At 64.0% G+C, this 17,065-nt stretch carries 17 protein-coding genes and 1 other RNA gene; 14 read left to right on the top strand and 4 right to left on the bottom strand.

Features of this window, described 5'->3' with window-relative positions:
- Nucleotides 1–11 precede the first annotated feature (11 nt).
- Both HNO79_RS08235 and HNO79_RS08230 read left to right on the top strand, forming a co-directional pair.
- Nucleotides 12–1,088, top strand: a complete 1,077-nt coding sequence (locus tag HNO79_RS08235) for a quinone-dependent dihydroorotate dehydrogenase (protein WP_214165153.1) — start codon at nt 12–14, stop codon at nt 1,086–1,088.
- Nucleotides 1,085–1,960 carry a TIGR01459 family HAD-type hydrolase gene (locus HNO79_RS08230; RefSeq protein WP_214165154.1) on the top strand — a complete coding sequence of 292 codons (876 nt, stop codon included), beginning with the start codon at nt 1,085–1,087 and terminating at the stop codon, nt 1,958–1,960. The genes HNO79_RS08235 and HNO79_RS08230 overlap by 4 nt, the downstream gene beginning before the upstream one ends.
- Before the next feature lie 16 nt (nt 1,961–1,976).
- On the opposite strand, the gene HNO79_RS08225 is transcribed toward HNO79_RS08230, so the two are convergent.
- The gene (locus HNO79_RS08225) at nt 1,977–2,561 is read right to left on the bottom strand and encodes a YqgE/AlgH family protein (protein ID WP_200409665.1); all 585 of its coding nucleotides are present in this window, start codon (nt 2,559–2,561) and stop codon (nt 1,977–1,979) included.
- A gap of 129 nt (nt 2,562–2,690) precedes the next feature.
- On the opposite strand from HNO79_RS08225, the gene HNO79_RS08220 reads away from it, so the two are divergent.
- The 3 genes from HNO79_RS08220 to HNO79_RS08210 are packed head-to-tail and all read left to right on the top strand — an operon-like array spanning nt 2,691 to nt 5,006.
- Nucleotides 2,691–3,449 carry an SDR family NAD(P)-dependent oxidoreductase gene (locus tag HNO79_RS08220; protein WP_010513150.1) on the top strand — a complete coding sequence of 253 codons (759 nt, stop codon included), beginning with the start codon at nt 2,691–2,693 and terminating at the stop codon, nt 3,447–3,449.
- Between the two features lie 2 nt (nt 3,450–3,451).
- Nucleotides 3,452–4,381: a polyphosphate kinase 2 family protein gene (locus HNO79_RS08215; RefSeq protein ID WP_048856438.1), complete on the top strand. Its 930-nt coding sequence runs from the start codon at nt 3,452–3,454 to the stop codon at nt 4,379–4,381.
- 55 nt (nt 4,382–4,436) lie between these two features.
- Complete coding sequence (locus HNO79_RS08210; RefSeq protein ID WP_214165155.1) at nt 4,437–5,006, top strand: DUF3465 domain-containing protein; 570 nt, start codon at nt 4,437–4,439, stop codon at nt 5,004–5,006.
- Between the two features lie 94 nt (nt 5,007–5,100).
- Here HNO79_RS08210 and HNO79_RS08205 read toward each other — a convergent pair whose 3' ends face one another.
- The 3 genes from HNO79_RS08205 to clpS form a co-directional block, all read right to left on the bottom strand.
- Entirely contained in the window at nt 5,101–5,424 is a 324-nt protein-coding gene (locus tag HNO79_RS08205; RefSeq protein WP_214165156.1) for a YnfA family protein, read from the bottom strand.
- An 88-nt stretch (nt 5,425–5,512) separates the two neighbouring features.
- Entirely contained in the window at nt 5,513–7,843 is a 2,331-nt protein-coding gene (gene clpA / locus HNO79_RS08200) for an ATP-dependent Clp protease ATP-binding subunit ClpA (protein ID WP_214165157.1), read from the bottom strand.
- A gap of 161 nt (nt 7,844–8,004) precedes the next feature.
- Nucleotides 8,005–8,385, bottom strand: a complete 381-nt coding sequence (gene clpS, locus HNO79_RS08195; protein ID WP_026019524.1) for an ATP-dependent Clp protease adapter ClpS — start codon at nt 8,383–8,385, stop codon at nt 8,005–8,007.
- A 311-nt stretch (nt 8,386–8,696) separates the two neighbouring features.
- On the opposite strand from clpS, the gene HNO79_RS08190 reads away from it, so the two are divergent.
- The 9 genes from HNO79_RS08190 (at nt 8,697) to folB (ending at nt 17,036) form a co-directional block, all read left to right on the top strand.
- Complete coding sequence (locus HNO79_RS08190) at nt 8,697–9,830, top strand: D-alanyl-D-alanine carboxypeptidase family protein (protein WP_214165158.1); 1,134 nt, start codon at nt 8,697–8,699, stop codon at nt 9,828–9,830.
- Nucleotides 9,831–9,967: 137 nt separating this feature from the next.
- Nucleotides 9,968–10,774: a type I methionyl aminopeptidase gene (gene map, locus HNO79_RS08185; RefSeq protein ID WP_214165159.1), complete on the top strand. Its 807-nt coding sequence runs from the start codon at nt 9,968–9,970 to the stop codon at nt 10,772–10,774.
- 73 nt (nt 10,775–10,847) lie between these two features.
- Nucleotides 10,848–12,623 carry a gamma-glutamyltransferase gene (ggt, locus tag HNO79_RS08180; RefSeq protein WP_214165160.1) on the top strand — a complete coding sequence of 592 codons (1,776 nt, stop codon included), beginning with the start codon at nt 10,848–10,850 and terminating at the stop codon, nt 12,621–12,623.
- A 70-nt stretch (nt 12,624–12,693) separates the two neighbouring features.
- Nucleotides 12,694–12,788, top strand: an RNA gene (gene ffs / locus HNO79_RS08175) — signal recognition particle sRNA small type.
- A gap of 66 nt (nt 12,789–12,854) precedes the next feature.
- Complete coding sequence (locus HNO79_RS08170) at nt 12,855–14,870, top strand: DNA polymerase III subunit gamma/tau (RefSeq protein WP_214165161.1); 2,016 nt, start codon at nt 12,855–12,857, stop codon at nt 14,868–14,870.
- A gap of 15 nt (nt 14,871–14,885) precedes the next feature.
- Entirely contained in the window at nt 14,886–15,209 is a 324-nt protein-coding gene (locus tag HNO79_RS08165) for a YbaB/EbfC family nucleoid-associated protein (protein WP_010506817.1), read from the top strand.
- 22 nt (nt 15,210–15,231) lie between these two features.
- A complete protein-coding gene (gene recR, locus HNO79_RS08160) occupies nt 15,232–15,828 on the top strand; it encodes a recombination mediator RecR (RefSeq protein ID WP_010513139.1) in 597 nt (198 codons plus the stop codon).
- Nucleotides 15,825–16,610, top strand: coding sequence for an SDR family oxidoreductase (locus HNO79_RS08155; protein WP_214165162.1), 786 nt, complete (start codon nt 15,825–15,827; stop codon nt 16,608–16,610). Before recR ends, HNO79_RS08155 begins: the two co-directional genes overlap by 4 nt.
- Nucleotides 16,611–16,634: 24 nt before the next feature.
- The gene (gene folB, locus HNO79_RS08150) at nt 16,635–17,036 is read left to right on the top strand and encodes a dihydroneopterin aldolase (protein ID WP_214165163.1); all 402 of its coding nucleotides are present in this window, start codon (nt 16,635–16,637) and stop codon (nt 17,034–17,036) included.
- Nucleotides 17,037–17,065 lie beyond the last annotated feature (29 nt).

Below are 17,065 nucleotides of genomic sequence, written 5' to 3'. Positions count from 1 at the left end.
CACTTCCTGCCATGAATATTATGTCGCGTATGATCCTGCCGCTCATGCGGCGTCTGGAACCCGAGGCCGCCCATCGCATCGCCCTTGATGCCCTGCAGCTTGGTCTGGGCGGGGTATCCTGCCCGGGCAATGATGACCCGGCGTTGTCGGTACGGGCCATGGGCCTGCGTTTTCCCAACCCCATCGGCATGGCGGCCGGGTTTGATAAGAATGCGCTGGTCGTGCGTCCGCTGGCACGTTCGGGCTTCGGCTTTGTCGAAGCCGGGACCGTAACCCCCCGCCCGCAGCCCGGCAACCCGCAGCCACGCCTGTTCCGGCTGACGGAAGACCGCGCCATCATCAACCGTATGGGGTTCAACAATCAGGGCATCGACCGTTTTGCCGTGCGCATGGCGCGGCTGCACCGCGTGTCGTCGCCGCGCCGTACGCCCGGTGCGCAGGTGCCGGTGGGTGCGAACCTTGGCATCAACAAGACCGGTGCGGACCCCGAGCGCGATTACCCCATGCTGGTCGGGCGCGTGAAGCATTATGCCGACTATATCGTCATCAACCTGTCATCGCCCAATACGCCGGGCCTGCGCGACCTGCAGGAAGCAACACGCCTGAAGGGCATTCTGGATGCCATCAGCGCCGCCCACCCCGAACGGCCGCCGCTGCTGGTCAAGATCTCGCCTGATATCGCGCATGATGACGTGAGCGCGGTGGTCGAGGCCGCGATTGCCGGTGGTGCGCAGGGGCTGATCGTGTCCAACACCACCCTTTCACGCCCGGCGGGACTGCGCAGCCCGGATGCGGGCGAGGCCGGTGGCCTGTCCGGTCGCCCGCTGCGCGCGCTGGCGCAGGATATGCTGACCCGCGTGGCGACCGTGGCGGCTGGCCGCGTCGCACTGGTGGCCTGTGGCGGGATCGAGACGGGTGCGGACATCGTGGACCGGGTGCGCGCGGGGGCCGACCTTGTGCAGATCTACACATCCTATGTTTACGAAGGGCCGGGCATCATCGCGCGGCTGAAGGCCGAAACCCTGCGTGCACTGCGTGCGCATGGCTTCGAGACACTGGCGGACGCAAAGGGTAGCGCGCTCAAATGAAATGGCATGACGGGCTGTCCACGCTGAACGGCGATTATGACGGATACATCCTTGATCTGTGGGGTGTGGTGCACAACGGCGTGCAGGCCTATCCCGGTGTTCTGGAATGTCTGCAGCGCCTGCGCGAGGCAGGCAGGCGTGTCGTGCTGCTGTCCAATGCGCCGCGCCGGACTGCAACGGTGGAGCCAAACCTGCGTCGCATGGGCATCAGCGCCGACCTGTATGATGCCATCATGACCAGTGGCGAATGCACACACCGCATGCTGGCCAGCCGGGATGACCCGTGGTTCGCCGCACTGGGGCGGCGCATGATCCATCTGGGCCCGGAAAAGGACGTTGATGTCTATGCCGGGCTGGACCTTGATGTGGTCACCGATCCGGCCAATGCCGATTTCGTGCTGAATACCGGACCGGATGCCGAACTGGGGGAAGAAGACATCGCCCCCTACCTGCCGCTGCTTGAACGCTGTGCCGCCCATGGCCTGCCCATGATCTGCGCCAATCCTGACCAGCAGGTGATCCGTGGCACGCAGCGTCTGATCTGCGCGGGGGCCATGGCCAGCTGGTATGCGGAACATGGCCGCGACGTGCGCTGGATCGGCAAGCCCTATACGGAGGTATACGGGCTGGCGCTGTCATTGCTGGATGTGCCGCGCGACCGGGTTCTGGCGCTGGGCGATGCGCTGGCGACCGACATGCGCGGGGCAGCTACCGCAGGTATTGATGGCTGCTGGGTGCTGGGTGGTATCCACCAGGAAATGCTTGGCGGGAACTGGGAACAGGGGCGCAACCCGGATTACGACCTTGCGGTGGAAGAAGCCTCCGCCGCCGGGCTTGCGCCGGTCGCCTGCGTGCCGTCCCTGCGCTGGTAGGGACGGCTGCCCTCGGTCAGGCGTGACCGGGGGCGGTGCTGTACCATGCCGGATCGATATGCACGCTGGCCAGCGCCTGCCGCCATTTGGCGTTGTGGTCCGGCCCGAATACGATGTTTTCGGTGGCCGGTGCCGCGATCCACGCATCATGGCGCAGCATCTCTTCTTCCAGCTGCCCTGCTTCCCAACTGGCATGGCCCATGGCCAGCAATGCATGGGCCGGACCATTGCCATCGGCAATGTCACGCAGCACGTCCAGGCTGGCGGTCAGGGTGGTGGCGCGATCCACCGGCAGGCTGCCGTCGCCGCTCCAGTCCGATGTATGCAGCACGAATCCGCGCCCGTTATCCATCGGCCCGCCCGCGCACAGGTTGATGCGGCGACGTGGCGGCACGGGGGCAATGCCAAGCTGTTCGAGCACATCATCAAGGACGGGCTGGGACAGGCGCCGGTTGACAACAAGGCCCATGGCCCCATCCTCGGGGGAATGGGCGCACAGATAGACGACACTGCGCGCAAAGGCGGGATCCGTCAGGGCAGGGGTAGCCACCAGCAGGTGGCCGGTCAGGCTGCAGCCCGGAGTTGTCGTGAAGGAAGCCATACACAACCATAGAACCGGATTTGCCTTCGTTTGCAACTATTTCAGACTTTACCCGCAGGCTGATTGTTCTCAATGACGGACGCCGCCCGATATGCAAGGCTGCCGTAACATGCAGGAAGGAGACAGACCATGAAGCAGATCGCAATGGTAACCGGTGCGACCGCCGGATTCGGCAGGGCGATTGCCCAGCGCCTTGTGCATGATGGATACCGCGTCATAGCGACCGGCCGCCGGCAGGAACGTCTGGATGCGCTGGCGGCAGAACTGGGGCCGGACCTGTTGCCCTTCAGGCTGGACATGGACGACGCGGCCGCCATCGCGGCCCTGCCCGGCAGCCTGCCGCAGGAATGGCGCGACGTGGATATTCTGGTCAGCAATGCCGGTCTGGCGCTGGGTATGGAAAAGGCGCAGGAGGCGGATATCGCCAACTGGCAGACCATGATTTCCACCAATGTGACCGGTATGGTTGAACTGACCCGCGTCATGCTGCCCGGCATGGTGGCGCGGGAACGCGGGCATGTCATCACACTTGGCAGCACGGCTGGCACCTACCCGTATACCGGGGGCAATGTGTATGGTGCGACCAAGGCGTTTGTCAGGCAGTTCACACGCAACCTGCGCTGCGACCTGCTGGGGCATAATGTGCGCGTGACGAATCTTGAACCCGGCCTGTGCGGGGGGAGTGAGTTCAGCCAGGTGCGCCTGCGTGATAATGCGAAGGCGGAGGCGGTGTATGAAGGGACGAAGCCGCTGCTGCCGACGGACATTGCCGAGACGGTGGCCTGGGTCCTGTCGCTGCCGCGGCACGTCAATATCAATGAGATCGAGATGATGCCCGTCTGTCAGGCGGCAGGCGGCCTTGCAGTGGCACGGGGCATGAAGGACTGATCATGACCCGCAAGACCAAGGAGACGAGTAACAGGCTGGCGCGCCAGTTCAGTGTGCGCAACGGACATGGTTTTTCCCTTGCGGCCTGCCCCACGCGCGCGGCGGAGGCCTGCGGACTGGACAAGAAGACCGGAAAGCGGCTGCTGAAGGAACGCATCGGCCGCCTGTCGCAGTTGCAGTCCGTTCTGTACGCCAATGGCACATGGTCCGTTCTGGTCGTGCTGCAGGCGCTGGATGCGGGGGGCAAGGATGGCGTGATCAAGCACGTCATGTCCGGCATCAACCCGCAGGGCGTCAGCGTGACATCGTTCAAGCAGCCCGGTCCGGTTGAACTGTCGCATGGCTATCTGTGGCGCGAGCATCTGGCAGCGCCTGCGGCCGGGCGCATCGGCATTTTCAACCGCAGCCATTATGAAGAAGTGCTGGTTACCCGCGTGCATCCCGAACTGCTGGATCATGAATGCCTGCCCGCGCCCCTGCGTAAGAAATCCACATTCTGGCAGGACCGCTATCAGGATATCAGCCATTTTGAGCAGTATATGGCGCGTCAGGGCACGGTCGTGCTGAAGTTCTTCCTGCACCTGTCGAAAGAGGAGCAGCGCAAGCGCTTTCTGCGCCGGATCGATCATCCGACCAAGAACTGGAAGTTCTCGCCTTCCGACATTCATGAACGGCAGTACTGGGATGATTATCAGAGCGCGTATGAAGAGGCGATCCGGCGCACAGCACACCCGGATGCGCCGTGGTTTGTCGTGCCGGCGGACCAGAAATGGTTTGAACGGCTGGTGGTGATCGAGGCCATCATCGACGCGCTGGAGAAGCTGCACCTGAAGATGCCGGCATCCGATCCCGCCATGGCGGCGGAAATGGAAAAGGCCCGTCGGCAGCTGGAAGCCGAAGCGCCGAAGGACGCCCATCACGCCGTTCATTGACGGGCGCGCCCACACCCCGCAAAAGATTGTGATCTTGTGTGAATGGAGAACAGTCATGGCGGCAACGCGCTGGCATATACGTGGGGTGATGGGACTTGCGGCGGTCCTTGCGGTGCAGGGAGCGTTGCTGGCGCCGGCGGAAGCACGTCGTCACCATCATCACAAACGCGAGCAGGCCGGGGAAGACTACCAGCAGTCTGGCAGCGAGAAGGACAGGGCGCAGACCCAGGCCATCGCCAGCCCCGTGCCGCAGTCCTGTGATGACCACAAATTTCTTGCGGATGTCGAAGCGGCGGAAGCCTCGCAGGCGGATCAGCCTGACCGGGTCGAGCATGTCTGTGGCCGTGTGATCGCCGTGTCCGCATCCAAACGGACCCGCAGCGGGCTGCATGGTTATTTCTATGTGGATGTCGGCAACGGCGTGTCCATTCGCATCGTATCCGATCTGGATCGTATGTCGGCCCCCGCATGGCCATGGGTGGCCAAGGGGGATCAGGCTGATGTGCTGGGCCGGTATTATTATGATAACGCCCGGAGCCAGGGCATCGACTGGACCCATCATGGCACCGGCCGGACCTGGCCCGTGGAGGGATATGTGACGGTCAACGGCACCCGTTATCAGTAACGGAACTGTTCCGGGTCTTCAGGCATATTTCGGGTGCCGCCTGTTTTAGGCGGCGTCTCCTGAAACTTCGTATTATTTTTGGCGGGTGCTGTCTTCAGCCACGCGGGGCCAGCAGGATGATGGCGGCCCCGACAAGGCAGATCGTAGCGCCCCCGATGTCCCAGCGGTCGGGCGGCAGTCCTTCCATCAGCCATGACCAGATCAGGCTGGCGACGATATAGACCCCACCATAAATGGCATAGGCCCGGCCCGCATTATCGGCCGGGCTGAATGTCAGCAGCCATGCGAACACGATCAGCGATAGGCAGCCCGGCACCAGTACCAGCGCCGATCGGCCAAGGCGCATCCATGCCCAGAAACAGAAGCACCCGCCAATTTCGGCAAATGCAGCGGGAATATAAATGGCGGCCGTCAGCATGAGGTTCCTTTCGGGGGCAGGGGTACAAAAAAACAGGGACCATTTCTGGTCCCTGTCATTTTCAGTCAATGCCCGCAAGGGGCCTGTATCAGTCGGCAGCTTCCGCTTCACGCGTGCTGTCGCCTTCATCCCCTTCAGCGGAGGAATTGTCCGCCTGCGAGATGTATTCGAAGTCCAGCTTCCCGTCCTTGAGCGTGATCTTGGCCACGCCCCCTTTGGTCAGCCTGCCGAACAGCAGTTCTTCCGCCAGCGGCTTCTTGATGTGTTCCTGAATGACGCGGCCCAGTGGGCGGGCGCCATACAGGCGGTCATATCCCCGTTCCGCCAGCCATTCGCGCGCAGCGGACGAGATTTCGATCATCACGTTGCGGTCCGCCAACTGGGCTTCAAGCTGGAAGATGAACTTTTCCACCACCCGGTCCACCACATGCGGCGACAGGTTGGCAAACGGAATGATCGCATCCAGCCGGTTACGGAATTCCGGCGTGAACAGGCGCTTGATCGCATCCTCGTCCTCGCCCTCGCGACTGGTGCGACCGAAGCCGATCGCCTCCTTGCTCAGGTCGGCAGCGCCCGCATTGGTGGTCATGATCAGGACCACGTTGCGGAAATCGACCGTCTTGCCGTTATGGTCGGTCAGCCGTCCATGGTCCATCACCTGCAGCAGGACATTATACAGATCCTGGTGCGCCTTCTCGATTTCATCCAGCAGCAGGACCGCGTGCGGGTGCTGGTCGATGGCGTCGGTCAGCAGGCCTCCCTGGTCGAAGCCGACATAGCCCGGCGGCGCGCCGATCAGGCGCGAGATCGAATGCCGTTCCATGTATTCCGACATGTCGAAGCGGATCAGCTCGATCCCCAGCGTACTGGCAAGCTGCTTGGCCACTTCCGTCTTGCCGACACCCGTGGGGCCGGAGAACAGATAGTTGCCAATAGGCTTTTCCGGATCACGCAGGCCGGCGCGTGACAGCTTGATCGCAGCCGTCAGGGCCTCGATCGCCTTGTCCTGCCCGTAGACCATGCCCTTGAGGTCACGCTCCAGCGAACGCAGCGTTTCCTTGTCATCGGACGACACGCTCTTGGGCGGAATGCGCGCGATCTTGGCGACGATATCCTCCACGTCCTTCAGCGTGATCGTCTTGCGACGGCGGTTTTCAGGCACCAGCATGCGTGACGCGCCAACTTCGTCAATGACGTCGATGGCCTTGTCCGGCAGCTTGCGGTCGTGGATGTACTTGGCGGACAGTTCCACCGCGCCACGGATCGCATCATCGGTGTAGCGCACCTTGTGATGCTTTTCGTAATTGACCTTCAGGCCGCGCAGGATCTGCACCGCATCATCGACTGTCGGCTCCGCAACATCAATCTTCTGGAACCGGCGCACCAGTGCGCGGTCCTTTTCAAAATGCTGACGGTATTCCTTGTAGGTGGTCGAACCCATGCAGCGCAGCGTGCCGGCGGCCAGCGCGGGCTTGAGCAGGTTGGACGCATCCATGGCCCCGCCCGACGTCGCCCCCGCCCCAATGACGGTATGGATTTCGTCAATGAACAGGATGGAGCCGGGATTGTTGTCGAGTTCGGTCACGACCGCCTTCAGCCGCTCCTCGAAATCGCCACGGTAGCGGGTGCCCGCCAGCAGCGCGCCCATGTCCAGCGAATAGATCGTGGCGTTGAGCAGCACTTCGGGCACGTCACCTTCGACAATGCGCTTGGCCAGCCCTTCGGCAATGGCGGTCTTGCCCACGCCGGGGTCGCCCACGTACAGCGGGTTGTTCTTGGTGCGGCGGCACAGGATCTGGATCGTGCGCTCGATTTCGGAGTCGCGACCGATCAGCGGGTCAACCTTGCCCTCCTGCGCCTTCTCGTTGAGGTTGGTGCAGTAGGTGGACAGTGCATCCTGACTTTTCTGCCCGGTCTTGCCGCGTTCCTCGTTTTCGTTCCCTTCCGGGGCGCTGCCCGCGACAGGCCGGCGCGTGGAGCGGTCAGGCGCCTTGGCAATACCGTGGGAAATGAAGTTGACCGCATCCAGCCGCGTCATGTCCTGCAACTGCAGGAAATAGACGGCGTGGCTTTCGCGTTCGGCGAACAGGGCGACCAGCACGTTGGCACCCGTCACCTCGTCCCGCCCGGTGGACTGCACGTGGATCGCAGCGCGCTGGATCACGCGCTGGAAGGCGGCGGTGGGCTTGGGATCAACGGTACGGTCTGCGGCGAGTCCCGCGAGGTCCTTGTCAAGGAAGTCGGTCAGGTCGGTGCGCAGCTTGGTCAGGTCCACCCCGCAGGCGCGGAATACCGTCACGGCATCCGGGTCATCGATCAGGGCGAGCAGGAGGTGTTCAAGCGTTGCGTATTCGTGCCGGCGGTCGCCGGCCAGTGTCAGCGCACGGTGAAGCGTCTGTTCAAGATTACGTGACAACATGCCGAGACGCTCCTTTTTCAAGAGGGGCCATCCGGGCCCCGGAGATCATAACCGGTAAGTCTGGACAATCCTTGCCCCGTTGTGGCGGAAATGCCAGCACAAAATGCCATGGAACGCGATCGGATCGCGGTGGGGGCGGTAAGATGCGCTTGTCCGTGGGGTCAGTCCTTTTCGATGGTGCATTGCAGCGGGTGCTGGTTCTGGCGCGCCAGGTCCATCACCTGTGTTACTTTGGTTTCGGCAACCTCATACGTAAAGACCCCGCACACGCCGACGCCACGTTTGTGAACATGCAGCATGATGTCGGTCGCTTCCTCGCGGTTTTTCTGGAAAAAACGCTCCAGCACATGCACCACGAATTCCATGGGTGTGTAATCGTCGTTCAGCATCAGCACTTTGTACATCGCCGGTTTGCGGGTCTGTGGGCGGGTGCGGATGACCACGTCGATCATGCCGTCATCATTGCCGGGGGGGGAATCCTGCCCGCCGTTGCGGCGTGGCGGCGTGTTGCCGCCATGTCCGTGCGGATACGTGCCGCCCATTTCGGGCGACGACACGGGGCGGGGAAGGGAAGCGCGAGCAATAGCAGACATGACAGGTACCATATTGGAACTTTGCCGTCGGTTGAAAGGGGTGGCGCAGCAGGGTGGCAAGGATTTTTTTGCAATCCGCGCCCCGTGCCATCCGGTCCCCGCATGGGACGGGGATGGAAATACGCTCTGGACGAATAGAAAACCTTTCTTTTAGAATGGTTGCAGCCAAGCAACCCATGAATGGATGGAGGGGTGCCGGATAATTACCGTGCGCTCGGAAGCCGTATGAATGTCATTGCACGCGCAGGTTTCACCATTCCATGAGCCGTATGCCCCTGTCCCGCCTGTCCCGCCTGAAGGTCACCGCGACCGTCGGCCTGTGTGTCGGCCTGGGCGGTATGCATGCCGCCCGTGCCCAGTATGTCGGTCAGGTCAGCACGATCGTGCTTGACGCCCGTACCGGCGCCGTCCTGTCACAGCAGGATCCAGACCTGCGGCGTTACCCTGCCAGCCTGACAAAGCTTATGACGCTGTACCTGACTTTCAAGGCCGTGCGGACAGGGCAGGTCACGCTGGATCAGGAGATGCCGGTATCGGTGCACGCGGCGTCCATGGAACCGTCCAAGCTGGGCCTGCGGCCTGGCAGCACGCTTACGGTGGAACAGGCCGTGCTGGCGCTGGTCACCAAATCCGCCAATGACGCCGCCTGCGCGCTGGGTGAATTCCTGGGCGGTGGCGATGAAACCCGCTTCGCCGCGATGATGACGCGCGAGGCCGGTCGCCTTGGCATGTATGACACCGTGTTCCGTAATGCGTCGGGCCTGCCGAATCCGGAACAGATGACATCCGCCCGCGACCTTGCGGTGCTGGCGCGGCACCTGATCGTGGATTATGGCGAGTACTATCATTATTTCGCGGTGCCCGGATTCTATTTCCATGGGCATGAAGTGCCCAACCATGACCCGATGCTGGGCGCGTATCCCGGCGCGGACGGGCTGAAGACCGGCTATACCGGTGAAGCGGGGCATAACCTCGTGACATCTGCCGTGCGTGACAACGTGCGCCTGATCGGTGTGGTGATGGGGGCGAAGTCCAACAGCCGCCGCAACGCGACCATGACCGCACTGCTCGACAGCAGCTTCCAGGCGGAAGGTGTCGCGCCTGTCGCCCATCCCGCCATGCGTCCGCTGCTGCTGGCGCGTGCGGGTGGCGGTGCCGTGGTGGCGCGGCATGGCAGCACGCACAACGTACGCCTTGCCAGCGCGCGGCTGAACCCCGTGCAGCCTGACGAGGTGGCTGAAGCCCCCGCGATTCCTGCAGGCTACGCCCGCATCCGGCGCGGACATGGCACGGTCGCGCATATCCACCCCGCACCGGTGCGCGCCCATGTGCATCTGGTGGGAATGGGACATGTCGCCCATGCCACGCATACCCATGCGAAGGCGCGAAGCTGACAGCGCGATGTGGGCGCTGTATAGAAGGCATCATCATCCATCCGGTGCGGCTGGCAGGCGTGTCAGACGTGTTCCTGTTGTCCCCTTCATGACTGCGGGCGGGTGGTCATGTGTCGAACACAGGAAAGGATAACGCCATGGAAGGCGATATGCGCGGCGGTGGGGTGCAGATCCACTCCCCGGAGGATTTTGCCGGGATGCGTGCCGCAGGCCAGCTTGCCGCACGGACGCTGGACATGATCACGCCGCATGTGCGCGCCGGGGTCACCACGGGCGCGCTGGACAGGCTGATCCACGATTTCATGATTGCCAATGGCTCGGTGCCCGCGACGCTGGGTTACCGGGGGTATCCCGCATCCAGCTGCATCTCGATCAACCACGTTGTCTGCCACGGCATACCGGGTGAGCGGGAACTGAAGGACGGCGACATCCTCAATATCGATGTGACCGTTATCCTTGATGGCTGGTATGGCGATACCAGCCGTATGTACACCGTCGGCAAGGTGCCCATAAAGGCGCAGAAGCTGATTGAGGCGACGTACGAATCCCTCATGCTGTCCATCGATGCCGTGCGGCCGGGGGCGACGCTGGGGGATATCGGGCACATCATCCAGACCTATGCCGAGGCACGCCGTTTTTCCGTGGTGCAGGATTTCTGCGGTCATGGGATCGGACGCACCTTCCATGCGCCCCCCAACGTGCTGCATTACGGCCGCCCCGGTGAGGGGCTGGTCCTGCGTCCGGGCATGTTCTTCACCATCGAACCGATGCTCAATACCGGCCGTTCCGATGTGAAGATCCTTGAGGATGGCTGGACTGCCGTCACCCGCGACCGTTCCCTGTCGGCCCAGTTCGAACACATGCTGGGTGTGACGGAAGACGGGTGTGAGGTCTTCACCCTTTCGCCTGCGGGCTATACCTGTCCGCCTTACCCGGTCGCATAGGGGCTGGCTTCCCCTGCAACGGGTGGTTCGGGGGAAGGCAGCGCCGGAACGGATTATCAATAACGGAGCCAACATGTCCTTTTCCCGTAGCCTGCGGTACAGCGCCGCCCTTTTTGCGTGCCTTGTGGCGGTCGTGCCGGATGCGGGACAGGCCGCGGTAAGCGACCCGCTGGCCTTTGAGACGACACGCACCGGGCAGGCTGTCGGGCTGGCCCCCACGCCGGGACAGCATGCGATGGTGGTCAGCGCGCAGGATCTCGCATCCCGCGTCGGTGCCGACATCATGGCGCGCGGGGGGAATGCGGTGGATGCCGCCGTCGCCGTGGGTTACGCGCTGGCCGTGGTCTATCCCGCAGCGGGTAATATCGGTGGCGGGGGGTTCATGACCCTGCGCACGCCGGATGGGCATGTCACTTTTATTGATTTCCGCGAACATGCGCCGGGCGCGGCGACGCCCACCATGTACCAGGATGCATCGGGTCAGGTCATTGCCGGGGCATCCACCGCGGGCTGGCGGTCGGTGGCCGTGCCGGGTACCGTGGCGGGGATGGAGGAGGTGCACGGCCGCTGGGGCAGGCTGTCGCGCGCCGATGTCATGGCCCCGGCCATCGCCCTTGCGCGTGACGGTTTCATCCTGAAGCAGAGCGATGTCGACCTGCTGCACACCGCGACGGCAGCGTTTGCCAAAGACCCCTACGCACGCGCGATTTTCCTGCATCCCGATGGCACGCCGCTGGCTGCGGGCGAACGGCTGGTGCAGGCTGATCTGGCCCGCACATTGGAACGGATCGCGCGCGATGGCGCGCGGGCGTTCTATGACGGCCCGGTTGCGAAGGAAATCGTCAAAAGCAGCCGCAAGGGCGGCGGGATCCTGTCGCGCAAGGATTTTACCAGTTACCACACGCGCATGATGGCGCCGCTGTCATGTGAATACCGTGGCTACCACATCGATACCGCGCCACCGCCCAGCGGGGGGGGCGTCGCATTATGCGAAATGCTGAACATCCTGTCCGGTTATGACCTGCACGCCCTGGGGCTGCATACGGCGGCGGGCGTGCAGCGTGAGGTCGAGGCCATGCGCCATGCCTATGCCGACCGGCAGGATCTGGGCGACCCGGCCTTCGTGAACAACCCGGTCGCGCACCTGATCGACCCGGCCTATGCGCAGCAGGTCCGTCGGGCCCTGCCGCTGAATCATGCCGTGTCATCCGCCAGCCTGCACCCGGGTGTTGCGGAGCCCGAAAAGGAAGAAACCACCCATTATTCCATCGCGGATCAGGACGGCACGGCGGTGGCCGTGACCTATACGCTGAATGGCTGGTTCGGGGCGGGGGTCGTCGCGGGGCGCACCGGCATCGTGATGAATGATGAAATGGATGACTTCTCCAGCCGTCCGGGCGCGCCGAACATGTTCGGCATTGTTGGCAGTGCCGCCAATGCCATCGCCCCGGGCAAGACGCCGCTTTCATCCATGGCCCCCACCATTGTTTCCCGTGGGGGGCAGCCGGTCATGGTGGTGGGTAGCCCGGGCGGGTCGCGCATTCCCACCATCATCCTGTCGGTGCTGACGGGTATGATCGATTACGGGCTGGATGTGCAGCAGGCGGTTGACCTGCCGCGTATCCATGAACAGTGGCAGCCCGATGTGGTGCAGGTGGAACATGGCGCGCTGTCGCCCGCCGTGGTGCGCACCCTGACGCGTGAAGGCTACCATATCGAGGAACATGCCCCGTGGGGGCTGGCCGAAAGCATTCTTTCGGGTGGCCCACGGATCGGCAGGGCCGGACAGGCCCGTTATTATGGCGGGGCGGACATGCGCCACCAGTCCGGTGCCGCTGTCGGGGAATAAGGGGAAGGGGCGCGATTTTTTCCATCGCCCCCTTGTGCATGGGGCGGGTGTATGTGTTAGAACCCGCTCGGGAGATCGGTTGTAGACGGATACCTTGCTAACCTGGTCAGGTCCGGAAGGAAGCAGCCGTAGTGAGTTTCGTCCGGGTTATGGCCGGTCTTCCACCCGAAAGTTTCCGTGTCGCCATGGCGCTTTACGCGCGATCGCCACTTCTCCAGCCCGGATGCATCAATGACCGTCCCGTCGGATCAGGATCGTTCCGAGGAGGCCGGGCTGCCTGCGCCGCCCGCAGACGGCCCCGGACTTTTTGGTGACGCACCGCAGCCGCCCGCACCGGCCATGCAGGATGTCGCCCCTGCCGCGCCCTACCGGGTACTGGCCCGGAAATATCGCCCCACCACCTTTGATGACCTGATCGGACAGGAAACCACCGTCCGAATCCTGCGCAACGCCTTTGCGCTGGGGCGTGTCGCGCATGCGTTCATGCTGACGGGCGTGCGCGGCGTGGGCAAGACCACCACGGCGCGGATCATCGCGCGTGCCCTGAACTGCACCGGGCCGGATGGCAGGGGCGGCCCCACGGCCGACCCGTGCGGCGTCTGCCCCAACTGTGTCGCCATCCTGGCGGACCGGCACCCCGATGTGCTGGAAATGGATGCCGCGTCGCGCACCGGTGTCGATGACGTGCGCGAGATCATCGAAGCCACCCGATTCCGTCCCATGCAGGGACGCATGAAGGTGTTCATCATCGATGAAGTGCACATGCTTTCGCGCAATGCGTTCAATGCATTGCTCAAGACGCTGGAGGAACCGCCCGCACAGGTCACCTTCATTTTCGCGACCACCGAACTGCGCAAGGTGCCGGTCACCGTCCTGTCACGCTGCCAGACGTTTGCCCTGCGCCGTGTGCCGCAGGTGGAACTGGCCGCACATTTCGACCGCGTGGCGCAGGCCGAACATGTCCGCTTTTCTCCCGATGCCCTGTCACTCATTGCGCGGGCTGCGGACGGGTCGGTGCGTGACGGGCTGTCGCTGCTGGATCAGGCCATTGCCCAAGGCACGCTGGATGGGGAAGGCGGCACGGATGCAGCCCCCATTGGCGTGGATCTTGTGGCGGGCATGCTGGGGCTGGCGGATCGCGGGCTGGTGTTTGACCTGCTGGATGCGGTGCTGGAGGGAAAACCCGATCGGGCGCTGGCCATTACGGCAGATGTCTATGTGCGTGGCGGTGACCTGGGCGTGATGCTGGGGGATGTGCTGGAACTGGTCCACACGGTGTCGCGCATCAAGGCGATTCCGGCGCTGCGCGACAACCCCGAACTGCCCGAAGCTGAACGCCAGCGGGGTGCTGCCCTGGCTGAACGTGTGCCCGTGCCGGTGCTGGGGCGGACATGGCAGATGCTGCTCAAGGGCCTGTCAGAAGTGGAACAGGCCCCTGATCGCAGGCAGGCCGCCGAAATGGTGCTGATCCGCCTGTGTTACGTGGCCGACCTGCCGCCGCCGGGTGATCTTGTGCGCAAGATGCTGGGGCAGGATGCGGAGACGGCCCCCCTGCACGTGTCGGAGCCTGCGGGTGGGGACAACAGCGCGTCCGGCCCGGCGGTTTCCGCGCCGCCCGTGGCCGGCGGGCCGCCCGTCGGGGGCGATGGGGGCGCGATCCGCATGGTGGCCAATGGCGGCATGCGGGTTGAGGGCACGCCACGTCCCGCAGCACCCCGGACCGGCAGGGTCGAGGAAACCGCTCCCGCGCCGGAACCGCTCGCCCCGCCGCGGACATGGCGCGAGACCGTGGCATTCGTTTCTGGCCGTGACGCCATGCTGCATGGTCACCTGCGGCATGCGACGCATCTGGTGTCCTTTGCCCCGCCCCTGATCGAGATCCGTGTCGAGCGCAACAGCCTGCCGGGTCTGGCCCGGCGTCTGGAAACCATACTGCGCGAAGGCACAGGCGATCCCGCATGGCAGGTCCGCCTGTCGGAGGCAGAAGGGGAGGCAACCCTGGCCGAACAGGGGGCGGAGATCATCCAGCTTCACCGCGCGGCAGCACAGGCCCACCCGCTGGTGCAGGCCGCGATGCAGGTTTTCCCCACGGCCCGCCTTGGTGAGGTCACGGACCATGCGCTTGATGATTACGGCCTGCCCCCGGAAGAAATGGCGGTCCAGAATTTGGCTCCGGATCTCGAATTCGCGCCTCTTGATGCCGATCTGGTAGAAGAGGACGATCTGGATGCAGATGATTTTGCCTGAAGAGAGGAACTGAATATGAAAAATCTTGCCGGCCTGATGAAACAGGCCACGCAGATGCAGGCCCGCATGGAAGAAATGCAGGCCAAGCTGGAAGACATGACGATTGAAGGCAGCGCGGGCGCAGGCATGGTGACCATTACCATGAACGGCAAGGGCGACATGAAGGCGATCCGTATCGACCCCAAGCTGGCGGACCCGGCCGAGATGGAAATGCTGCAGGACCTGATCCTTGCGGCCAGTGCTGATGCCCGCAAGAAGCTGGACGCCACCGCCAGCGAGGAAATGAAGAAGGTCACGGGCGGCCTGAGCCTGCCGGGCGGGATGAAATTCCCGTTCTGATCCGTAACACCGGGGGATATGAATGAGCGGCAGGGGCGAAATTGACCGGCTGGTGACCCTGTTGGGCCGCCTGCCGGGACTGGGGCCGCGGTCCGCCCGGCGCGCGGCCCTTGCCCTGCTGCGTCAGCCCCATGCACGGATGCTGCCTCTTGCCGAGGCAATGGAGCAGGCGGCCCGCGCTGTGCGGACCTGTTCGACCTGCGGCAACCTTGATACCACCGACCCGTGCGGCATCTGTGCGGACCCGGCGCGTGATGACGGGCTGGTCTGCGTGGTGGAAAACGTGGGCGACCTGTGGGCGCTGGAACGTGCGGGCGTGCATCGGGGCGTGTACCAGGTGCTGGGCGGCACACTGTCCGCCCTGTCAGGCATGGGACCGGATGACCTGAATGTGCAGCCCCTGTTCGACCGTATCGCCGCAGGCGGGGTGCGCGAAGTGATCCTTGCGCTGGGCACCACGGTGGAGGGGGCGACCACCATGCACTGGCTGCATGAACGCCTCGCCCGCTTTGATGTGCAGGTCAGCCGCGTGGGGCAGGGCGTGCCGGTGGGCGGTGCGTTGGACGTGCTGGATGACGGCACGCTTGCCGCTGCCATCATGGCGCGCAGGCCGGCATGACCGGGCCGTTCCCATGGCCGGTGTCGCCCGCCATCCCGCGCGTGGCGCTGGTAACGGGGGGCGCTGCCCGCCTGGGCTGCGCCATTGCGCTGGAACTGGCGCGCGCGGGTTTTGACATTGCCATCCATTACAACGAATCCGCCAGTGCCGCCGACAGGACGGCATCGGACATCCGGGCGCTGGGCCGCAGGACCCATGTCGTTCAGGCCGACCTGTCGTGGGAGGAATCGGTCCATCCCCTGCTGCCTGCTGTCACGCAGGCATTGGGGCCGGTGGGCGTGCTGGTGAACAATGCCAGCACCTTCCGCCGCGATGAATGGGATGACGCCACGCGGGCGGGCTGGGATGCCCATATGGAACCCAACACCCGCGCGCCCTTTGTCCTGATCCAGGAATTCGCCCGCCTGCTGCCGCAGGGGGCTGAGGGCATGGTGCTGAACATGCTGGATGAACGCGTGTGGTCGCTGACCCCGCATTTTGTCAGCTATACCATGTCCAAGGCCGCGTTATGGACACTGACCCAGACCATGGCGCTGGCGCTGGCGCCGCGCCGGATCCGGGTCAACGCCATTGGTCCCGGTCCGGTGCTGCCCACGCCCAGACAGACGGCGGAACAGTTCGCCCGGCAATGCGCCTCCGTCCCGCTGGGGTATGGGGCGACGCCGGATGAAATCGCGCGCGCGGCGCTTTCGCTGCTATGCCTGCCATCCGTGACGGGGCAGATGCTCGCCCTGGACGGGGGGCAGCATATGCAGTGGTCCCCGGCGTCGCGTCCCGCCTGAACACCCCAACCGACAGGAAACATCATGTCCGTGCTGCCGTCATGGAACGGGTCGCAGCCCCTGCGCTGCCTGTTTGTGCGCAATATGGTGCTGGATGCCCATATCGGCGTGTTTGAACATGAACAGGGGGTGACCCAGCGTATCCGGGTCAACGTGGCCTTTGGCGTGCCGGACAGTACGACGCTGGAGGTGGGCCCGGATGACCTGGGGCGCACGGTATCATATGAACGTGTGGTGCTGCTGGTGCGCGAACTGGTGGCGCAGGGCCATGTCGCGCTGGTGGAAACACTGGCCGAACGAATCGCAGCGGGCGTGCTGGCGGACAGGCGTGTCCGCATCGCGCGCGTCTGCGTGGAAAAGCTCGATATTTTCGACGATGCCGAATCGGTCGGGGTCGAGATTGAACGCCGCAATCCCGACGCCTGATGCAAAAACGGCCCGGGGCGGTGTGCTCC

The organism is Komagataeibacter oboediens (assembly GCF_018491655.1).
GTDB classification, from domain to species: Bacteria; Pseudomonadota; Alphaproteobacteria; order Acetobacterales; family Acetobacteraceae; genus Komagataeibacter; species Komagataeibacter oboediens.
Note: the sequence above shows the minus strand (reverse complement) of the source record. Positions and strands in the feature narration are given on the sequence as shown.